This window comes from Shinella sp. (genome assembly GCF_052438155.1).
Taxonomy (GTDB): domain Bacteria; phylum Pseudomonadota; class Alphaproteobacteria; order Rhizobiales; family Rhizobiaceae; genus Shinella.
The window spans coordinates 223,552-240,051 of sequence record NZ_JBQVPI010000004.1 but is presented as its reverse complement, the minus strand read 5'-3'; the positions used below and the strand labels follow the sequence as shown (position 1 = coordinate 240,051).

Sequence of the window (16,500 nt, the reverse complement as noted above, 5' to 3'; positions counted from 1 at the left end):
GCGGGCCGCTGGCGGCCCGTCCTTTCGAGAAACGCCATTGCAAGGAGTGGGACATGAAGCCCTATTACTGGGAATCGGAACACGGCAATTTCGGTGACGACCTCAATCTCTGGCTCTGGGATTTCCTGCTGCCTGGCTTCCGGGAGGTGCATCCGGATGTGCTTCTGGTCGGTGTCGGCACGGTCCTGAACCGGGCGCTGCTGCCGGAAGAAGGGCACAAGCTCGTGCTCGGCAGTGGTTTCGGCTACGGAAACCTGCCGGACATGCGCGACAGAAACCTTTGGGATATTCGCTGCGTTCGCGGTCCGTTGACGGCGGAAAAGGTGGGCGTGCCGGCGGATCTGGGCGTCATCGATCCGGCGGTTCTCGTCGCCGACATGCCGGAATTCGCAAACCTGCCGAAGCGCTACAAGCAGTCTTTCGTTCCCCATTGGGAATCGGCGGTGGCCGGGCTTTGGCCGGTCATCTGCGCCATGGCCGGCCTGCACTACATCGATCCGCGTGGCGAGGCGAAGGACGTGATCCGCCAGATCGCGCAGTCGGAGTTGATCGTCGCCGAATCCATGCACGGCGCCATCCTCGCCGATGCCTTCCGTGTGCCGTGGGTGGCGGTCAGCACATCCGACAGCATCAACAGCTTCAAATGGCGCGACTGGGCGTCGACGGTCGGCGTCGAGCACAAACCAAGGCGCATCCCTATCTCGACGCGGGCGGAAGCGATCATCAAGGGCGCACGCTTCTGGGGTGTCGACTATGACAGGCAAGGGACGGCAGCCGTTGCCGTGGAGCCTGACAAGGTCGAGGAGGGCGACGTTGTCGTCGCGCAGGTGGCGCACAAACCCGGTTTGCGCCTAGCGGCCAAGCAGGTGCTGGCGGCACCCTCAACTTTGGCGCTCTGGCAGGCAAGCCGGGCAGCCCCCCAGCTCAGCACCGATGCGCGCCTCACCGAGCGCAAGGCGCGGCTTTATGAGGTGCTGGAGAGTGTGCGCCGCGACTATCTCTAGTCGCGGCGTGCTGCCGAGGTTGCGGGCAGCAGGTAGCGCAGCCCGCGGTCTTGCGGCGCGGGCGGTAGCGGCCGGCGGCGTGCGGCATCGACCTTGTCGCGCAGGATGCCGCCGGCAATCGCCGGCACGGCAGCGGGGTTCGCAAAGGCATAGGCCAGCGCAGCACCGGCTCCGCGTTCCCGCCGGCTGTCGAGGAAATGGCGCAATGCATGCCGGTCGCCGATCTCCCGGCAGTGCCGGCGCATGACACCGACAGCCTCCGGGGGCACGTCGCCTGTCGCAAGGATCGCGCGTTCCGCGTCGCGAAGCGCCTCAAGGTCCTTCGTGCGATGCTGCCCGCTGAGCGAGTTGGCACGCACCACGGCACCATAGCCGCAGCTCTCGATAACGGTATACCGTGCACCCTTCAGGAGGGCGCGCACATAAAGTTCGTAATCCTCGCCTAGACGCATGTCCTCGCGATAACGCAGTCCGTGCGCATCGAGGAACGCCCGTCGCATCACCGGCTTGAGAAAGCCCAGCTCGCCGCGCGGCGCGCCGCGGCGGGAAATGTTGCCGAGAATGAAGGCCTTGAGGTCGAGCTGGCGCGGGCGAGGGGCAAAGCGCGCAGGCTGTTGGGCGAGGTCGGGCGTCTCCATGAAGGCGATGTTGTCGGCGATGAAGTCCCAGTCCTTGCAGGCGAGAAGCTGGCGAAAGCGGCCGGGAAAGAAGAAGTCGTCGGCGTCAAGGATGCTGATCAACGGCGCGCGGGAGATGGCGATGGCGTGGTTTCGGGCCGCAGACGGTCCCCGGTTTACCCGAAACCGGATGATATCGAGCCGCCCGCTTCCATCGTCAGCTTCGCCCGCCGCCGCCATGGTGCGGTCGTCCGAGCCGTCGTCCACCACCACGACCTCCGCCACTTCCGGCTCTGCCAGCGCCGAGCGCACAGCACGCCCGATCGTCTCCTGCGCATTCTTCGCGGCAATGATAACGCAGACCTTTTCCTGCTGGGTCACGATCCATTCCTCTCTCGCGTTGAACTGTCGAGGCGCAGGGCAAGCCTACGCTGCAACGCAGCATGAAAGGCAAAGGGGGCACAAAAACGGCCCGCCGCAAATTGTGCGGATCAGAACTTGGAGTGGCCGGGCTCGTTGATCGACACGGGCACCTTCGGCTTGGCGGCGTCGAGCTCCTGTTTGCCGCGCAGGCCCTGGTCCGTTTCGGCCTTGCGCTGCTTGGCCGTCCGCCAGACCAGGAAGAGGGTCATCAGGAAATAACCGACCTGTATGAGAACGGCGCAGATCAGCGTCTGAATCGCCGTCGTCGTGATCGAGCCCGTCGCGAAATAGGTCACGATGGCGAAAGCGACGAGCGCGACCACCATGCTCAAGAAGAAGCGCGGCGCGTAGGCCGTGCTATCTCGCCATTTCGTTTCCGGCGCACGTTTCATGGGTGGTTCCGCCTTCTCCTCTGAGGCTCGATCAGACTATAAGGGCCTGCTGCCGCCTTCGCAATCACTGGTATCAACCGGTTGGCGACGGGCCCGGTTCCAATTCTCCCCGATTTGTCTTTTGGTTCGGTTAAGGCAGAATCGGTCCCGTTGCGGAAACGCACGCCTTCTTCCTGCCCAGATTCCGACATGGTTTTTTCGCGTTGAAGGCCGGTTACGCCGATGACGCGAGTTTGTCCATGAGGCGCGCACCCGATGGGTTGCGCGCTCCACGGTGCGTGATCAACTTTTGTTACAAAACCAGCGGGACGTCACGGAAAAATGTGCGACGCAATATAATATTGCATCGCAAAAATTTACGCCTTAGCAAGGTATACATGCGGGTGAATGTGAAGCCGACATGTGAATATTCTTACTTTTCGTGTTTTACTGGGCGGAGCGCGCGCGTCAAAAGAATTGATACGAAGCTTAAATCCCTTGAAATGAGCCGTTTGTTCTCAGTTTATGCTTCGTCGGTCTGAGGGTTATGACTGGAAGTTTTTTATTTAATCTTTAAATTAGGATATCAAGATCCTCTTAAATACGCCATGCCCGTTTTTTAATCGGTAGATAACGCTTCAAAAAACAAACTGTGACCATACACTCCGCATTGGATGTCTGAACACATCCGGGGGGACCCGACCAAATCGCAAATCGAAATGGAGCCATCTCTATGAAGTCCGCGAGTCGATCGGCCAGTTCGCCGTTTTTCAGTTCGGCCCTAACCGGCGCTCCACCGATAGGGGGAATATCGAAGCGGAGCTTTGATATTCTGGTGGCGCTTGCTGCCCTAGTCGTGCTCAGCCCGATCTTCGTGCTGATCATGGCGCTTGTGAAATATTCCGACGGCGGCAGTGTCTTCTACGGACACCGCCGCATCGGATACAACGGATCGATGTTCCAGTGCCTGAAGTTCCGGACCATGGCGGAAAACGGCGACACCGTTCTGCAGCAATATTTCGAGCAGAATCCAGCCGCCCATGAGGAATGGCGCGCGACGCGCAAGCTGCAGGACGATCCGCGTGTGACCGTCGTCGGCACCGTCCTGCGCAAGCTCAGCCTTGATGAGCTGCCTCAGCTCATCAACATCCTTCGCGGCGAGATGAGCATCGTCGGCCCGCGACCGGTCGTTGAGGACGAACTGGAGCTCTATGAGGCCTCGGCGGTCTACTACCTCCAGACCCGTCCAGGCCTCACGGGCCTGTGGCAGGTGAGCGGCCGCAACGACGTGTCCTATTCGGCGCGAATCGAATTCGACACGCACTATGTGCGCAACTGGTCGCTTGCCGCCGACCTCGTCATCGTTGCCCGCACCATTCCGGCCGTTTGCATGTCACGCGGCAGCTATTGATCCGAAGCTCTCTCCCGCACGCCCTCGTGGCTGCGGGAGACCAGAGACAGAGGTTTCCATGAAGATGATTTCGCACGCGGCCTCCGCCGCGGCTTCTTTTCGCACGGCGGTGCTTGGCGGGTTTTGCCTGCTGTTGGCGCTTTCTGCCCAGCCCGTCTCCGCGGCCGAGTACCGGCTGGGGGTAATGGACAAACTGCGGATCCGCGTTGCGGAATGGCAGACCGCCGAAGGTGCCATCCGCGACTGGAGCGCCGTCAGCGGCGACTACAGCGTCGGGGCCGATGGCTCCGTCTCATTGCCGTTCATCGGGCAACTGCCGGCCGATGGCCGCACGTCCGGCGAACTTGCCGAGGAGATCGGCAAGAAGATGCAGATCCTCTTCGGCCTGCGCGATCGACCATCCGCTTCGGTGGAGATTGCCGAATACCGACCGGTCTATCTTGCCGGCGAGGTGCAGACGCCAGGCGCCTATCCCTATTCGCCGGGCCTCACCGTGCTCAAGGCCGTCAGCTTCGGCGGTGGCCTGCGGCGCGCGGATGCCGGCCAGCGGTTCGCCCGCGACTTCCTGCGTTCCGAAGGCGAGGCGGCCGTCTACCTCGCCGAGCGCAACCGTCTCCTGATCCGCCGGGCGCGCGTCGCGGCTGAGATGAGCGGAACCGAGGGCATCGAGATGCCAAAGGAACTCGCCACGTCGCAGGAGGCCGGCGCCATCCTGGAAAGCGAAAAGGCGTTGAAGACCTCGCGGGAAAGGCGGCTGCGGGTGCAATTGACCGCGCTTGCTGACCTCAAGTCGCTGCTCACCAACGAAATCGAGGCGCTCGGCAAGAAATCGGAAACGCAGACCCGCCAGCTTGAACTCGTGCAGGGCGACCTGACGAAGGTGGATACGCTTGCCGAGAAGGGTCTCGCCATCAGTTCCCGCCGCCTGGCGCTGGAGCAGCGTACCGCCGACCTCCAGGCCGCCTTGCTCGACATCGACACGGCCTCGCTGAAGGCCAAGCAGGACATCAACAAGGCGACGCAGGACGAGACCAACCTGCAGAACGATTGGGATTCGCAGCTGGCGCAGGAGTTGCAAAATACCGAGCAGGAACTCGATACGCTCACCCTGAAGCTTGGCACGAGCCGGGACCTGATGTCCGAGGCGTTGATGCAGTCGGCTGATGCCGCAGCCCTCAAGGGCGGGCTTTCGGCCGCTAACATCGCCTATTCCATCCTGCGGACGGTCGAGGGCAAGACCGAGCAGATCCGCGCCACCGAAACGACGCCGGTCCTGCCGGGTGACGTCGTGAAGGTGGATGTCGCTGTCGGGACCCAGTGAGGCGGGCATGCGGATAGCGAAGACACGCCTGATCGGACCTGTCGGCAACGAGGCCTATGCCGCGGCGGCCGTCGCGCTGTCCTTCTTCGTCTTCGCCTATTCCTTCCGCTTCGGCCCGATATCGATTCTCGCCTACTATGCGCTTTGGTTGCCGCTGGTCGTCGTCGATTACCGGCGCGTGCTCGGCAACTACACGCGCTACCTCTGGATCTTCGCATTCGCCATTTTTGCCTGCCTGTCCGTCTTCTGGTCGCAGGCGCCCGGCGCCACCGCCCGCGCCGGCGTGCAGTACCTTTCCCATGTCGCCTGCGCGCTGATCGCCATGCGGGTCGTGGACACGCGCACCCTCGTGCGCGGAGGACTGATCGGGACCGGCCTCGTCCTGTTCTACTCGCTTGTCTTCGGCGTCTATCACCTTGATCCGCTGGATGGCACCTACAGCTTCGTCGGCGCTTTCGCCTCGAAAAACCAGCTCGGTTTCTATGCCTCGCTGGCCGTGCTCTTCGCCTTTGCGGCGCTGTTTCTCGGTGCCGAGCGCGGCCTCTGGCGGCTGGCTGCCGTTGGCTGCATCGTGATCGCCCTTTATTGCCTCAAGGCCTCGCAATCGGCGACCTCGGTGCTGACGACGATCGCCATTGCCGGCCTGTGCCTTGCCCTGCGCGGGCTCGAACTGCTGGCGCCGGCCCACCGCAAGATGCTGTTTCTGGGCCTTGCGATCGCAACCGTTCTCACCCTCATCGCCGGGGCCTATGGCGGCGGCTATGAAATGCTGCTTGGGGCCTTCGGCAAGGACGCGACCCTGACGGGCCGCACCTATCTCTGGCAGCAGGGCATCGAGGCGGCAGGCGAGGCGCCCCTTGTCGGCATCGGCTACCAGGCGTTCTGGGTGCAGGGTTTTGCCGAGGCCGAGCGGCTTTGGGCCGCCTTCTTCATCGGTACACGGTCCGGGTTCCACTTCCACAACACCTTCATCGCCGCCACGGTCGAGACGGGGCTGATCGGCTGCCTGCTGCTCTCCATGGTGTTGATCGTGACGTTTGCCGGGCACCTGCGTCGCCTGCTTTCAGCGGCGCATGATCTGGAGGCGCTGGTGCTCTGCACCGTGGCCGCGCTGCTTGTGGTGCGCACCTTCGTCGAAATCGACATTCTGAACCCCTATCATGTGGGTTCCTTCCTGCTCTATTTCGCGGCCGGGAAACTTGCCGATACGCAGCGGAACGTTGCAGTGGAAGACAGGCGGCCCCTGCTTCGCCAGTCCGGGGCGGCGCTGACATGACGGGCGTGGATCGGCCGGCGGGACAGCGCAGTACACTTTACGGCATCCAGTATCTGCGGGCCTTCGCCGCGCTCGCTGTCGTGCTTTTCCATGCGGCGGAACGCAGCGGCTACGCCTTTGCCATCGGCGCGGCCGGCGTCGATGTCTTCTTCGTCATCAGCGGCTTCATCATGTGGGTCATCGTGGAGCGGCGTCCCGTCTCACCCGGGCGTTTCCTGATCGACCGCATCCGCCGCATCGTGCCGATCTACTGGCTGGCGACCGCCCTCATGGTGGCGGGCGGGCTTGCCGGCCTGTTTCCCAATCTGGTGCTGACGGCTGCCCATGTCCTCGCATCGTTTTTCTTTGTGCCGCTGCCCTCGCCGAGCAGCGGCGGTCTCTGGCCGGTGCTCGTGCAGGGCTGGACGCTCAACTATGAAATGTTCTTCTACGTCGTCTTCGCCGCCTGCCTTGCCCTGCCTCGGCGCCTCCTGCTTCCCGCAATGGTGGTTGTCTTCGTCGGCCTTGTTGCCATCGGATTTGCGGTGGAGAGCAGCAATCCGCTGTTCGTCACTTATACGCGACCGATCATCCTGGAGTTCGTCGCGGGCATGTTGGTGGGGCGGCTCTGGCTCGCAGGTCGGGTTCCAAACGCATTCGCTTCGCTGGTCCTGATCGTCGGGGCACTCGCCGGATTTGCGTTGATCGGCATTCTGAGGTTGCCTTTCGATGAATGGATCTGTGGGCCGCTCGCCTGTGCGCTCGTCTACGGCACCGCAGCGCTTGAGACGCAGCGCGGCGTGCCGCGGCTAAAGATCCCGGCTGTCCTCGGCGACGCGTCCTATTCGATCTATCTTTGGCACACCTTCGCCATCTCGGTGGTGGCGAAGGTCGGCATGATGCTCGGCCTTGCATCATGGCTTGTTTTGGTGGCCTCGTTCGCTGCCGGTACGCTGGTGGGGCTCTGCGGTTATTACCTGATCGAACGACCGCTTCTGCGCGGTGCGGGCGGCATTCTCAAGTCGAGGAGTTTGCCCGCCTGAAAAGACGGAAGGCAGGATCCGGCCTCAGCATCAGATGTGAATGGCGCTACCACTGAGGCCAAGCGCTGCTTCCTTGATCGCTTCGCTGTGGGTGGGATGGGCGTGGCAGGTATAGGCGATGTCCTCCGCGGTTGCGCCGAACTCCATGGCCTGCGTGATCTGCGCGATCATCGTTCCCGCCATGTCACCGACGATATGCGCCCCGAGCACCACGCCCGAGCCCGCGTGGCACAGCAGCTTGACGAACCCTTCGGTACTGCCATTGGCCTTCGCCCGGCTGTTGGCGAGCATCGGAAACGTCGAGGCGCGATAGGGTACACCGTCCGCCTTGAGGGCCTGTTCGGTCCTGCCGACGGAGGCGGCCTCCGGATTGGTGTAGACGACCGCCGGAATAAGGTCATGGTTGACCATGCCGGGTTTGCCGGCGAGTCGCTCGGCAATAGCGATGCCCTCATCCTGCGCGCGATGGGCCAGCATGGGGCCGCGCGTCACATCACCGAGGGCATAGATGCCGTTCGCGCTCGTCCGTCCGCGCCCATCGACCGGGATGAAACCACCGTCGTCCGGTGCGATGCCGGCCTCTTCCAGTCCGAGATCGTGTGTGTTCGGCCGGCGTCCGGTGGCAACGAGCGCGACATCTGCTGCCAGTTCCGAGGTTTTTCCATTCGCAACCGTCAGGGACAAGTGCACCCCACCATTCACCAGCGTGGCGGCTGAGACGGATGTCGAACTCAGGATCGTCAGGCCTTGTTTTGTCAGCAGTTTCGTCATCGTTGCACGGACATCGTCATCCATGCCGGGAAGGATGCGGTCGGCATATTCGACGATCGTTACCTTCGCGCCGAGACGACACCAGACCGAGCCAAGCTCGAGACCGATGACGCCGCCGCCGATGACGGCAAGCCGTTCCGGCACGCGTGGCAAGGACAGGGCGCCGGTCGAATCGACGATGATGCCGGCGGCATTGTCCACCGGCACGCCGGCCAGCGTCGCGGGCAGGGAGCCGGTGGCGATGACGACGGATGCGGCGCTGACCGTCTTTCCAGCAATATCGACGCGGCCCTGCCCAGCGAGACGCGCGCGACCGGTGAGGCGCGTCACGCCATTCTTGCGGAACAGGCTATCGATGCCCTTGGTGAGCGAGGTAACTGTCGCGTCCTTGCGCTCCATCAGTGTCGCAAGGTCGATGGAGATGGGACCGGTACGGATGCCGAAACCGGCCATGTGGCCATCGCGGGCGGTTTCGAGCAGATGGGTCGCGTGTAGCAGCGTCTTCGAGGGAATGCAGCCGACATTGAGGCAAGTGCCGCCGAGTGTCGGACGCACCTCGACGCAGGCCGTCTTCAGACCGAGCTGGGCGGCGCGGATGGCGCAGGCATAACCGCCGGGGCCGCTGCCGATGACCAGGAGGTCATAGTCGTGCGAAGCGGTCATTGCTGCCAGCTTTCAAGCGTTTCGACGAAGCGGGTGAGCCAGGCATTGGTCTGGTGGCCATCTAGCGCACGGTGGTCGATGGTGAGCGAAACATAGGCCATCGGCCGGATCTGGATCGTGTCGATGCCGTCCACCTCACGCACCACGACCCGCTTTTCCAGCTTGCCGACGCCGAGGATCGCCGATTGCGGCTGGTTGATGATGATCGGCGTGGCGACGAGCGACCCGGACATGCCGTGGTTGGAGATGGTGAAGGTGCCGCCGCGCATGTCGGCGGGCGTCAGCGCGTTCGCGCGGGCGCGGGTGGTGAGGTCCTGCAAACGTGCGGCAATGCCGGCAAGCGAAAGGTTCTGTGCATCGCGGATGACCGGCACGACAATGCCGTCATTGCCTAGCGCCGTGCCGATGCCGATGTTCACATCCTCGAAGATTTCCAGGCGATCGCTGTGCCAGCGGCTGTTGACCTCAGGCACCGCCTTCATGGCGGAAACACAGGCTGCGACGATATAGGCGGTGTAGGACAACGCTATGCCGGAGGCGACCTTGCTCCTGTCGCGATGTCGGATCACCGCGCTGAAATCGGCTTCGAACACTGCAGTGACATGCGGTGCCGTCGAGACGGACATCTGCATATGCTCGGCAATGGCGAGCCGCATCGGCGAATGGGGGACGAAGCGCGAGCGCCGATCGCTCGACGGCTTGTCCGCCAGGGTCGAGGGCAGGGAAGGTGCCTTTGCGGGTTGCAATGTGGGCACGGGGCCGCGAGCAAGGGCTGCTTCGTGCGCGGCATCCATGTCGCCACGCGTGACCCGTCCACCCTTGCCGGTGCCGCTCACCGTTGCAGGATCGATGCCGTAGTCCTCGATCGCGCGCCGGACCGCCGGGGAATAGCGAATGGCTTGGTCGACATGTGCGGGTTGTGTTGCCGTCGCTGCGGCAGGCGCGTCCACAGCTGCAATCGAGGCATCCTCCAGCCTGATCCGGCCGAGAACGGCGCCGGGTTCGGCGTTTTCGCCGCTCTGCATGAGGATTTCATGCAGGATGCCGGTGAGGGGGGCGGGGATCTCCTGGGTGACCTTGTCGGTCTCCAGTTCCACCAGCGGCTCATCGAGCGCCACCGGCTCACCAATCGCCTTCAGCCAGTTGCGCACCACCGCCTTGGTGCCTTCCTGTTCTTCAGGCGCGAGAACGTTGATCAGGTCTGCCATGCTCAGAACTCCAGAAGCGCTTCGAGCTTGGCCCGGATCCGGCCGACCGAGGGCAGCGCCCAGTCGAGTAGCACGGGGTTATGTGGGCTTGGTATGTCCGGCATGGTGAGACGGGAGACGGGGGCGTCGAGATCCATGAAGGCTTCGTCGGCGACGACGGCAGAGATTTCCGCACCGAAGCCGGCGGTGCCGAGATCTTCATGCACGATGAGGCAGCGCCGCGTGCGCCGCACGGAGAACAGCACGGCCTCCTTGTCCCAAGGCATCAGTGTGCGCAGGTCGATGACATCCGCGGAAAGGCCATCGGCCGCCTCTTCACAGCGATGCACCATGGCACCCCAGGTGACGAGCGTGATCCGGTCGCCACGCCGCGTGAACTGGGCCTTTCCGAAGGGCAGGGCATAGGCATCACCGGGATAGGGGCGCCGCGCCCAGGCATGGTCCAGCATGGCGCGGTGCTCGAAGAAGATTACCGGATCGTTGCCGCGCAGGCTGGTGCGCAGCAGCCCGACAGCATCGGCGGCGTTGGAGGGCACCGCGACCTTCCAGCCGGGCTGGTGCACGAAGGCGACCTCGTTCGTCTGGCTGTGCCAGGGATCGCCGCATTTGAAGTATCCGCCTGGCATGCGCAGCACCATGGGGGCTGCAAAGCGATTGTTGGTGCGCCAGCGGATCGTACCGCAATCGTTGATCTGCTCGGTCGCCGGTTCGGCATATTTGCGGAACTGGATTTCCGGCACGGGCATCAGCCCCGCCAATGCCATGCCGACCGCGCGGCCAACGATGCCCTCTTCGGATAGCGAAGTATCAAACACCCGCTCGCGGCCGAATTTTTCCTGTAACCCGAGGGTCACGGCATGCACCCCGCCCTTCGGCCCGATATCCTCACCGAACAGCACGACGCGCTCGTTGACCGAAAGCTCGTGGTCCAGCGTGCGGCGGATGGCGGTCACCATGTTGATGCGCTGGCCGGCCGTCTCTGCGGTCTCCGCCATCTCGGGTGCCATGTAGCCGTGGCGGGACTGCCCGCCCATCACCTGCTCTTCGCCCTCGAAGAAGACATGCCGGGTCACCGTTTCCGGCGCGGCCACCGGGCGTGCCTCCGCGGCAATCCGCGCGGCCTCGGCAGCCTGCCTGGCATCGTCGTTTGCGGCTTTCCACTCCGCTTCGCTGAGCACGGCCGGCACGATGTAGTCCTTGAGGCGCGGCAGGGGATCGCGCGCCCACTCGCCGCGCACCGTTTCCTCACTCTTGTAGGCCTGCGTATCCTGGAAACTGTGGCCTTGCAGGCGCGGTACGGTAAGGCGCAGAAGCACGGGCGCGCGGCTGCGGCGGACATGCTCCACGGCCTCGCTTGTCAGGCGCGCGGCCGCCGCCGGGTCCGTGCCGTCGCCCTCGAAGATCGTCAGGTTCTTCCAACCCGAAAGGTTGGCGGCGATGTTGCCGCCTGGCGTCTGGACGGTCGAGGGCACGGAGATGCCGTAGCCGTTGTCCTCGATATAGAACAGCATCGGCAGGCTCTGGGTGGTGGCGATGGTGAGCGCCGACCAGAAGCCGTTCGACGCGACCGAGCCGTCGCCGCCGAGCACGACGGCAATGCTTTCGGCATAGTCGGTCTTGCCCAGCACGCCGGCATAATATTTCACCGCCTGCGCCCAGCCGGCCGTCGGCGTATACTGCGTGCCGACCCCGCCGCACATCGGCAGCGCGGATGCACCCTCAAGGTTCGGATAGTTGAAGACGACGCCGATGTCGCGTCCGTCGGAATAGCCGCCGGCACGGCCCATCGCCGAGCCGAGCGCGTCCGTGGGGTCGACGCCAAGCGACAGCAGCAGCGGGCGGGAGCGATAGTAGCCACAGGTCGCGTCGTGCCGGTCGGTCAGGAGGCTGCCGAGCAGGATCTGCGCCATGTCGTGGCCGCGGGCGGAGAACTGGTAGAGCACCTTCTTCTCCGGCACGAGGCGGGTTTCTTCCATCTCGTCGAGCGCGCGGGACAGGTGCACGAGATAGGCGACACGCCGCCAGTCGACGGAAGCGTCCGGCGCGTTCAGGATGATGGGTTTGAAAGCAGCCTGCGCCATGGTTTCCTCCCGCATGTGCATGGATGGAAAGTCTAGAACGCTGTGGCCGAAAAAGCGTTTCAAACGGGTCGGCTTTTACGATACAAATGAAACGTCTGTATCAGATTTCCGGAAAATCCGATGAATACAATTCAGATCGACGCAATCGACAGAAAAATCCTGAAGGTTCTGCAACAGCGCGGCGACATCAGCCATGCGGCTTTGGCCGAGGAGGTCGGGGCCTCCAGCGCTTCCTGCTGGCGGCGGATCAAGGCGCTGGAGGAGGCGGGTGTCCTTGGTCCAACTGTTCGCCTGCTCGATCCCGACCGCATCGGGCGTGGCCTCAACGTCTTCTGCCAGGTCCGCATGAAATCGCACGATCCCATCGCCCGGCGCGACTTCGAGCGTTTCGTGCAACGGCATGAGGAAGTGCTGGAATGTTATTCGATGTCCGGCGAATGGGACTACCTCATCCGCGTCGTCGTACGGGATGTGAAGGACTACGAACAATTGCTGATGCAGGCGATCCTGACCCATGAGGCGGTCGCCAATTCCTCATCGCATTTCGCCCTGAAAAGCGTGAAGTATACGACCGAACTGCCACTTTGAGCCGGCAGGTTTCGCGCCTCGTCGCTAGGGCAGCGTTATGGCAAGGGCGCCACCTTCCTTTTCACCATCGAACAGGATCAGGAACTTCTTGTCGGCCAGGGGCAGGATGACTTCCGCCTTGCGATTGTCGCCAGCGTCCGGGATGTCCGTCAGGGAAACGAGGGGCGTGACCGTGTCGCCCGCGCCATCCCAGGAAAAGATCGTATACGCCCCTGCCGTGTCCGGGCCGGGGCCGGCGAGCACCAGAATGCGGTCGCCGTCCCGTGCAAGGTCTCGAATGCCGATGCCCTCGCCGAGTGGCAATTTGAACACTTTGCTTTTCAGGCCGCCGCCCGTCGCCAGCCCCTCCAGCGAGACCGCAAGCACGGCAGCGTGGCCGCCGGGAAGCAAAGGCCCACGAAAGCCTGCGAAGAGTTGGCCGTCCTTGATCGCGATGCCTTCGATCGTCACGCCGTTTTCATCGAGCCTCTTGCCGGCAAAGTCCCCGAGGTCGGGCTGGTCTTGGATGGCTTTCGCCAGGGATAAAGCTGTCGTTTCGACCGTCGCCGTGCCGCCCGTGTTGATCGTCACTTTCGCGATCTGGCTCGCTGCCGCAATGTGCGCCGCGATGCGCTCCGCATCGTTCGTCGGGTCGAGTTCATGGTCCTTGTCGCGGGGGTGGCCGTGCGAGCCGATGACGTAAAAGGCGCCATCCGCAAAGGCGATACCTTCGCCATCGAGCTCGAGCGCCTTACCGTCGAAAGTGTTGCTGATCAGCGGGACCATGGCCCCCGCGAGCAGCTTGCCATCCTTCAGGGTGATGATCTGCGCGGCTTGAATATTGTCGTCAATGATAAGGCAAGTTCGGGGAAAGCCAGTGGTCGTCGAACAGGAAAATCCGCTGACGTCTTCCGCTTTCTTGTCCTTTTTGCCGATGATCTTTCCCTCGGCAGGCCAATGTTCAGCTTTGACATCGGCAGTGACTGCGGGGTCTGCTGAAACGGCGGCCAAGAGGCATCCGGCAAGTAAGTGCATTGATCGCATGACACCCTCCCGAGCAAACGCGAGATAGCGGGGGAATGTACACTGGAGGGGCGTGTTTTGCTATGATTCTCTCGCGTTATGCGAGAATCGCGAGAGCATTCTCCGCGACGACAGAGAGGTGTGGTGGCGACCCTTCAGCCGCCACCACCTTTGTTTACTGTGCCTTCTTCTGAAGGTCGACATACATCGCGTCACGCTTGGCCGTGTCGGCCTCGGCCAGCGCTGCCTATGCCGCGCTGGAAAAGCTCACCCAGGCGGTGGTGGGTGTAAAAACTCTTCATCGTCATGGAAGCGAACATTGCCGAAGAAATCTCCAGCCGTTCCTATTCGTCGGACCCGGAGAGCTATCCCGTCTCGGGCAGCAAGCCGATCAACCGCACCCGCTGGTTCGATGCCATCCATGTCGAGCGCCAGTCCTTCGTCGCCAATACGATCGCCGACATTGCCACGGTCTTCCCGGACCATGAGCAGATCTGGTCGCTCGGCTGCGGCTCGGTCGTCAACCTGCCGATCTTCATCGCCGATGACTTCATGGGCACGATGAACATCCTGCACGAAGAGCATTTCTACACGTCCGAACGCGTGAAGCTGGTGACGGATGTGCTCTCCATCCCCGCCAAGCTCGCGTTCCTGGCGTCGCCGCGTATTTGAGCATCGGTTGCAGAGGCCGGAGAGGAAGATGTTAATTTTCCTCTCACAGCCTCAAGACAATTGTAATTGTATATTAACATCGATTTAACTCAAATTGCTCACGTGCCAACTTAACCATTGGCTTCCCGCCCCATCGAATGCAGGCTCCAGCGTACGGGTACAGACAGATGCCCGATCGCCACCCCGTCATCCATGGGTTTGTTCGGAATGATCTCGTTCGTCATCCGGCTGAGAAGCCGTGCGCACTTTGCCGTGCAAAGCAAAAACGGCGCCTTCGTCGGCAGCGGGCGCCGGCGGCAGGACGCACGGCAGCGGATCGGTATCCTGATAGCGATTTTCGCCGTTGCCTTCCTGGCAGTCGGCGGCCGCCTCATCCAGTACGGCCTTGACGACGTCACCGCGACGGCATCGTTGCGCAGCGATCTCAGCGCCATGGCCTCCCGCCCGGACATTCTCGACCGCAACGGCCTGATGCTGGCAACCGACCTCAATATGGTGTCGCTCTATGCCGAGCCGCGCAGGATCGTCGACCCGGACGAGGCTATCGAGAAGCTGGCGACCGTCATTCCGAACCTTGACTGGAACGAGACAAACAGGAGGCTTCGCTCCGGCTCGGCCTTCCAGTGGCTGCGGCGTCACCTGACCCCGCGCCAGCAGGCGGATATCATGGCGCTCGGCATTCCGGGGCTCGGCTTCCGGCCGGAGAAGCGGCGTTTCTATCCGGGCGGTGCCATAGCCTCGCACATCGTCGGCCACGTCAATATCGACAATATGGGCCTCGCCGGCATGGAACGCTACCTCGATCAGCAGGGCCTTATTGCGCTGCGCGAGGCCGGCTTGACGAGCGGGATGGCGCTTGAGCCCGTGCGTCTGTCGATCGACCTGCGCGTCCAGGCCATCGTGCGCGATGTCGTCGCAAAGGCGATGACCGACTATAAGGCGGAAGCCGCGGGCGCGGTGGTCCTTGACGTCGCGACCGGCGAGGTTCTCGCCATGGCATCGGTGCCGGACTACGATCCGAACGAACCCTCGCGCCAGCTTCCCGACGGCAGCGTCGACAAGGAATACGAGAAGGGTTGGTTCAACCGGATGAGCAATGCGACATTCGAGATGGGATCGACGTTCAAGGCGTTCACGCTGGCCATGGGGCTCGACGCCGGCAGCATCAACCTCAACTCGGTCATCGACGCGTCGAACCCCATTCGCATGGGTGGTTTCACCATCAAGGATTTCCGGGGAAAGAGGCGGCCCCTGTCGATCCCGGAAGTGTTTCAGTTTTCCTCCAACATCGGAACCGCGACCATTGCCGACATGGTCGGGATCGAAGGCCATCAGGCGTTTTTGACGAAGCTCGGGCTTCTCACCAAGATGGATACGGAGATGCCCGGGGTCGCGACGCCGACGCAGCCGAGAACCTGGCGGAAGATCAACTCGGCGACGATCTCCTACGGTCATGGTGCCGCCACCACGCCGCTGCAAACCGCTGTCGCCGCTGCCGCCCTGCTCAATGGCGGAAGCTTGGTTTCTCCCACCTTTATGCCCCGAAGCCTGGAAGAGGCGAGCGGCGGCGCCGTGCAGGTTCTCGCTGAAAAAACCAGCGCGGATATGCGCTATCTCTTCACCTGGAACGGCCTGAACGGGTCTGGCCGCAGCGCACAGGTCCCAGGCTTTCGCGTCGGCGGAAAGACCGGCACGGCCGACAAAGTGATCAACGGTCGTTATGCGACGAATATCAACTTCAACGCCTTCCTCGCCGGCTTTCCCATGGATAAGCCTCGTTACGTCGTGCTCTCCATCGTCGATGCGCCGCTGACGGGCGAGAACGGTGGGCGTCTGGCCGCCTATACGGCCGGTCCCGTCGTTCGCGAGATCATCCGGCGCAGCGGCGCAATGCTTGGCGTTCAACCCCGCTTCGGAACGGAGGACGATCCGCAGTTGCTGGTCGATTATTGACCTCAGGTTTACTGCATATGGGTCGCGTTTTCTTCAAGGTATAACGCGCGGCGGACGATTTCCGTGATCCGGTGCGGCGCGTGAAGGGGCTAGGACAGTCTTTCCCGATGATCTCCA

At 62.9% G+C, this 16,500-nt stretch carries 14 protein-coding genes; 8 read left to right on the top strand and 6 right to left on the bottom strand.

Annotated features, from left to right (window positions below; all coding sequences use genetic code 11):
- The first annotated feature begins 53 nt into the window (after positions 1 to 53).
- Complete coding sequence (locus ACT6VE_RS10020) at positions 54 to 1,004, top strand: polysaccharide pyruvyl transferase family protein (RefSeq protein ID WP_444798465.1); 951 nt, start codon at positions 54 to 56, stop codon at positions 1,002 to 1,004.
- Here the strand turns inward: ACT6VE_RS10020 and ACT6VE_RS10015 are convergent.
- Together ACT6VE_RS10015 and ACT6VE_RS10010 are read right to left on the bottom strand one after the other, a co-directional pair.
- Positions 1,001 to 2,002 carry a glycosyltransferase family 2 protein gene (locus ACT6VE_RS10015; RefSeq protein WP_444798464.1) on the bottom strand — a complete coding sequence of 334 codons (1,002 nt, stop codon included), beginning with the start codon at positions 2,000 to 2,002 and terminating at the stop codon, positions 1,001 to 1,003. The genes ACT6VE_RS10020 and ACT6VE_RS10015 overlap by 4 nt on opposite strands.
- A gap of 110 nt (positions 2,003 to 2,112) precedes the next feature.
- Complete coding sequence (locus ACT6VE_RS10010; protein WP_069062835.1) at positions 2,113 to 2,436, bottom strand: exopolysaccharide production repressor protein; 324 nt, start codon at positions 2,434 to 2,436, stop codon at positions 2,113 to 2,115.
- Between the two features lie 712 nt (positions 2,437 to 3,148).
- Between ACT6VE_RS10010 and ACT6VE_RS10005 the strand changes: the two genes are divergently transcribed.
- The 4 genes from ACT6VE_RS10005 to ACT6VE_RS09990 all read left to right on the top strand — a co-directional run bounded on the left by ACT6VE_RS10005 (position 3,149) and on the right by ACT6VE_RS09990 (position 7,445).
- Entirely contained in the window at positions 3,149 to 3,826 is a 678-nt protein-coding gene (locus ACT6VE_RS10005; RefSeq protein WP_444798463.1) for a sugar transferase, read from the top strand.
- Between the two features lie 64 nt (positions 3,827 to 3,890).
- The gene (locus tag ACT6VE_RS10000) at positions 3,891 to 5,147 is read left to right on the top strand and encodes a polysaccharide biosynthesis/export family protein (RefSeq protein ID WP_444798629.1); all 1,257 of its coding nucleotides are present in this window, start codon (positions 3,891 to 3,893) and stop codon (positions 5,145 to 5,147) included.
- Between the two features lie 7 nt (positions 5,148 to 5,154).
- The gene (locus ACT6VE_RS09995; protein ID WP_444798462.1) at positions 5,155 to 6,423 is read left to right on the top strand and encodes an O-antigen ligase family protein; all 1,269 of its coding nucleotides are present in this window, start codon (positions 5,155 to 5,157) and stop codon (positions 6,421 to 6,423) included.
- The gene (locus ACT6VE_RS09990; protein ID WP_444798461.1) at positions 6,420 to 7,445 is read left to right on the top strand and encodes an acyltransferase family protein; all 1,026 of its coding nucleotides are present in this window, start codon (positions 6,420 to 6,422) and stop codon (positions 7,443 to 7,445) included. Before ACT6VE_RS09995 ends, ACT6VE_RS09990 begins: the two co-directional genes overlap by 4 nt.
- Before the next feature lie 30 nt (positions 7,446 to 7,475).
- Here ACT6VE_RS09990 and lpdA read toward each other — a convergent pair whose 3' ends face one another.
- From lpdA to ACT6VE_RS09975, 3 genes are read right to left on the bottom strand one after another with little or no spacing between them, the layout of a single operon-like run.
- Positions 7,476 to 8,879, bottom strand: coding sequence for a dihydrolipoyl dehydrogenase (gene lpdA / locus ACT6VE_RS09985; protein ID WP_444798460.1), 1,404 nt, complete (start codon positions 8,877 to 8,879; stop codon positions 7,476 to 7,478).
- Positions 8,876 to 10,087 carry a dihydrolipoamide acetyltransferase family protein gene (locus ACT6VE_RS09980; RefSeq protein ID WP_444798459.1) on the bottom strand — a complete coding sequence of 404 codons (1,212 nt, stop codon included), beginning with the start codon at positions 10,085 to 10,087 and terminating at the stop codon, positions 8,876 to 8,878. The genes lpdA and ACT6VE_RS09980 overlap by 4 nt, the downstream gene beginning before the upstream one ends.
- 2 nt (positions 10,088 to 10,089) lie before the next feature.
- Positions 10,090 to 12,168 carry an alpha-ketoacid dehydrogenase subunit alpha/beta gene (locus tag ACT6VE_RS09975; protein ID WP_444798458.1) on the bottom strand — a complete coding sequence of 693 codons (2,079 nt, stop codon included), beginning with the start codon at positions 12,166 to 12,168 and terminating at the stop codon, positions 10,090 to 10,092.
- A gap of 120 nt (positions 12,169 to 12,288) precedes the next feature.
- Here ACT6VE_RS09975 and ACT6VE_RS09970 point away from each other — a divergent pair, with 120 nt between their 5' ends.
- The gene (locus tag ACT6VE_RS09970) at positions 12,289 to 12,756 is read left to right on the top strand and encodes an Lrp/AsnC family transcriptional regulator (protein ID WP_444798457.1); all 468 of its coding nucleotides are present in this window, start codon (positions 12,289 to 12,291) and stop codon (positions 12,754 to 12,756) included.
- A gap of 24 nt (positions 12,757 to 12,780) precedes the next feature.
- Here the strand turns inward: ACT6VE_RS09970 and ACT6VE_RS09965 are convergent, their stop codons facing one another.
- Positions 12,781 to 13,746 (bottom strand): DUF3616 domain-containing protein, encoded by a 966-nt coding sequence (locus tag ACT6VE_RS09965; protein ID WP_444798456.1) that lies wholly within the window; start codon positions 13,744 to 13,746, stop codon positions 12,781 to 12,783.
- A 318-nt stretch (positions 13,747 to 14,064) separates the two neighbouring features.
- Between ACT6VE_RS09965 and ACT6VE_RS09960 the strand changes: the two genes are divergently transcribed.
- A complete protein-coding gene (locus ACT6VE_RS09960) occupies positions 14,065 to 14,430 on the top strand; it encodes a GAF domain-containing protein (protein ID WP_444798455.1) in 366 nt (121 codons plus the stop codon).
- 207 nt (positions 14,431 to 14,637) lie between these two features.
- Positions 14,638 to 16,383, top strand: coding sequence for a peptidoglycan D,D-transpeptidase FtsI family protein (locus tag ACT6VE_RS09955; protein ID WP_444798454.1), 1,746 nt, complete (start codon positions 14,638 to 14,640; stop codon positions 16,381 to 16,383).
- Positions 16,384 to 16,500 lie beyond the last annotated feature (117 nt).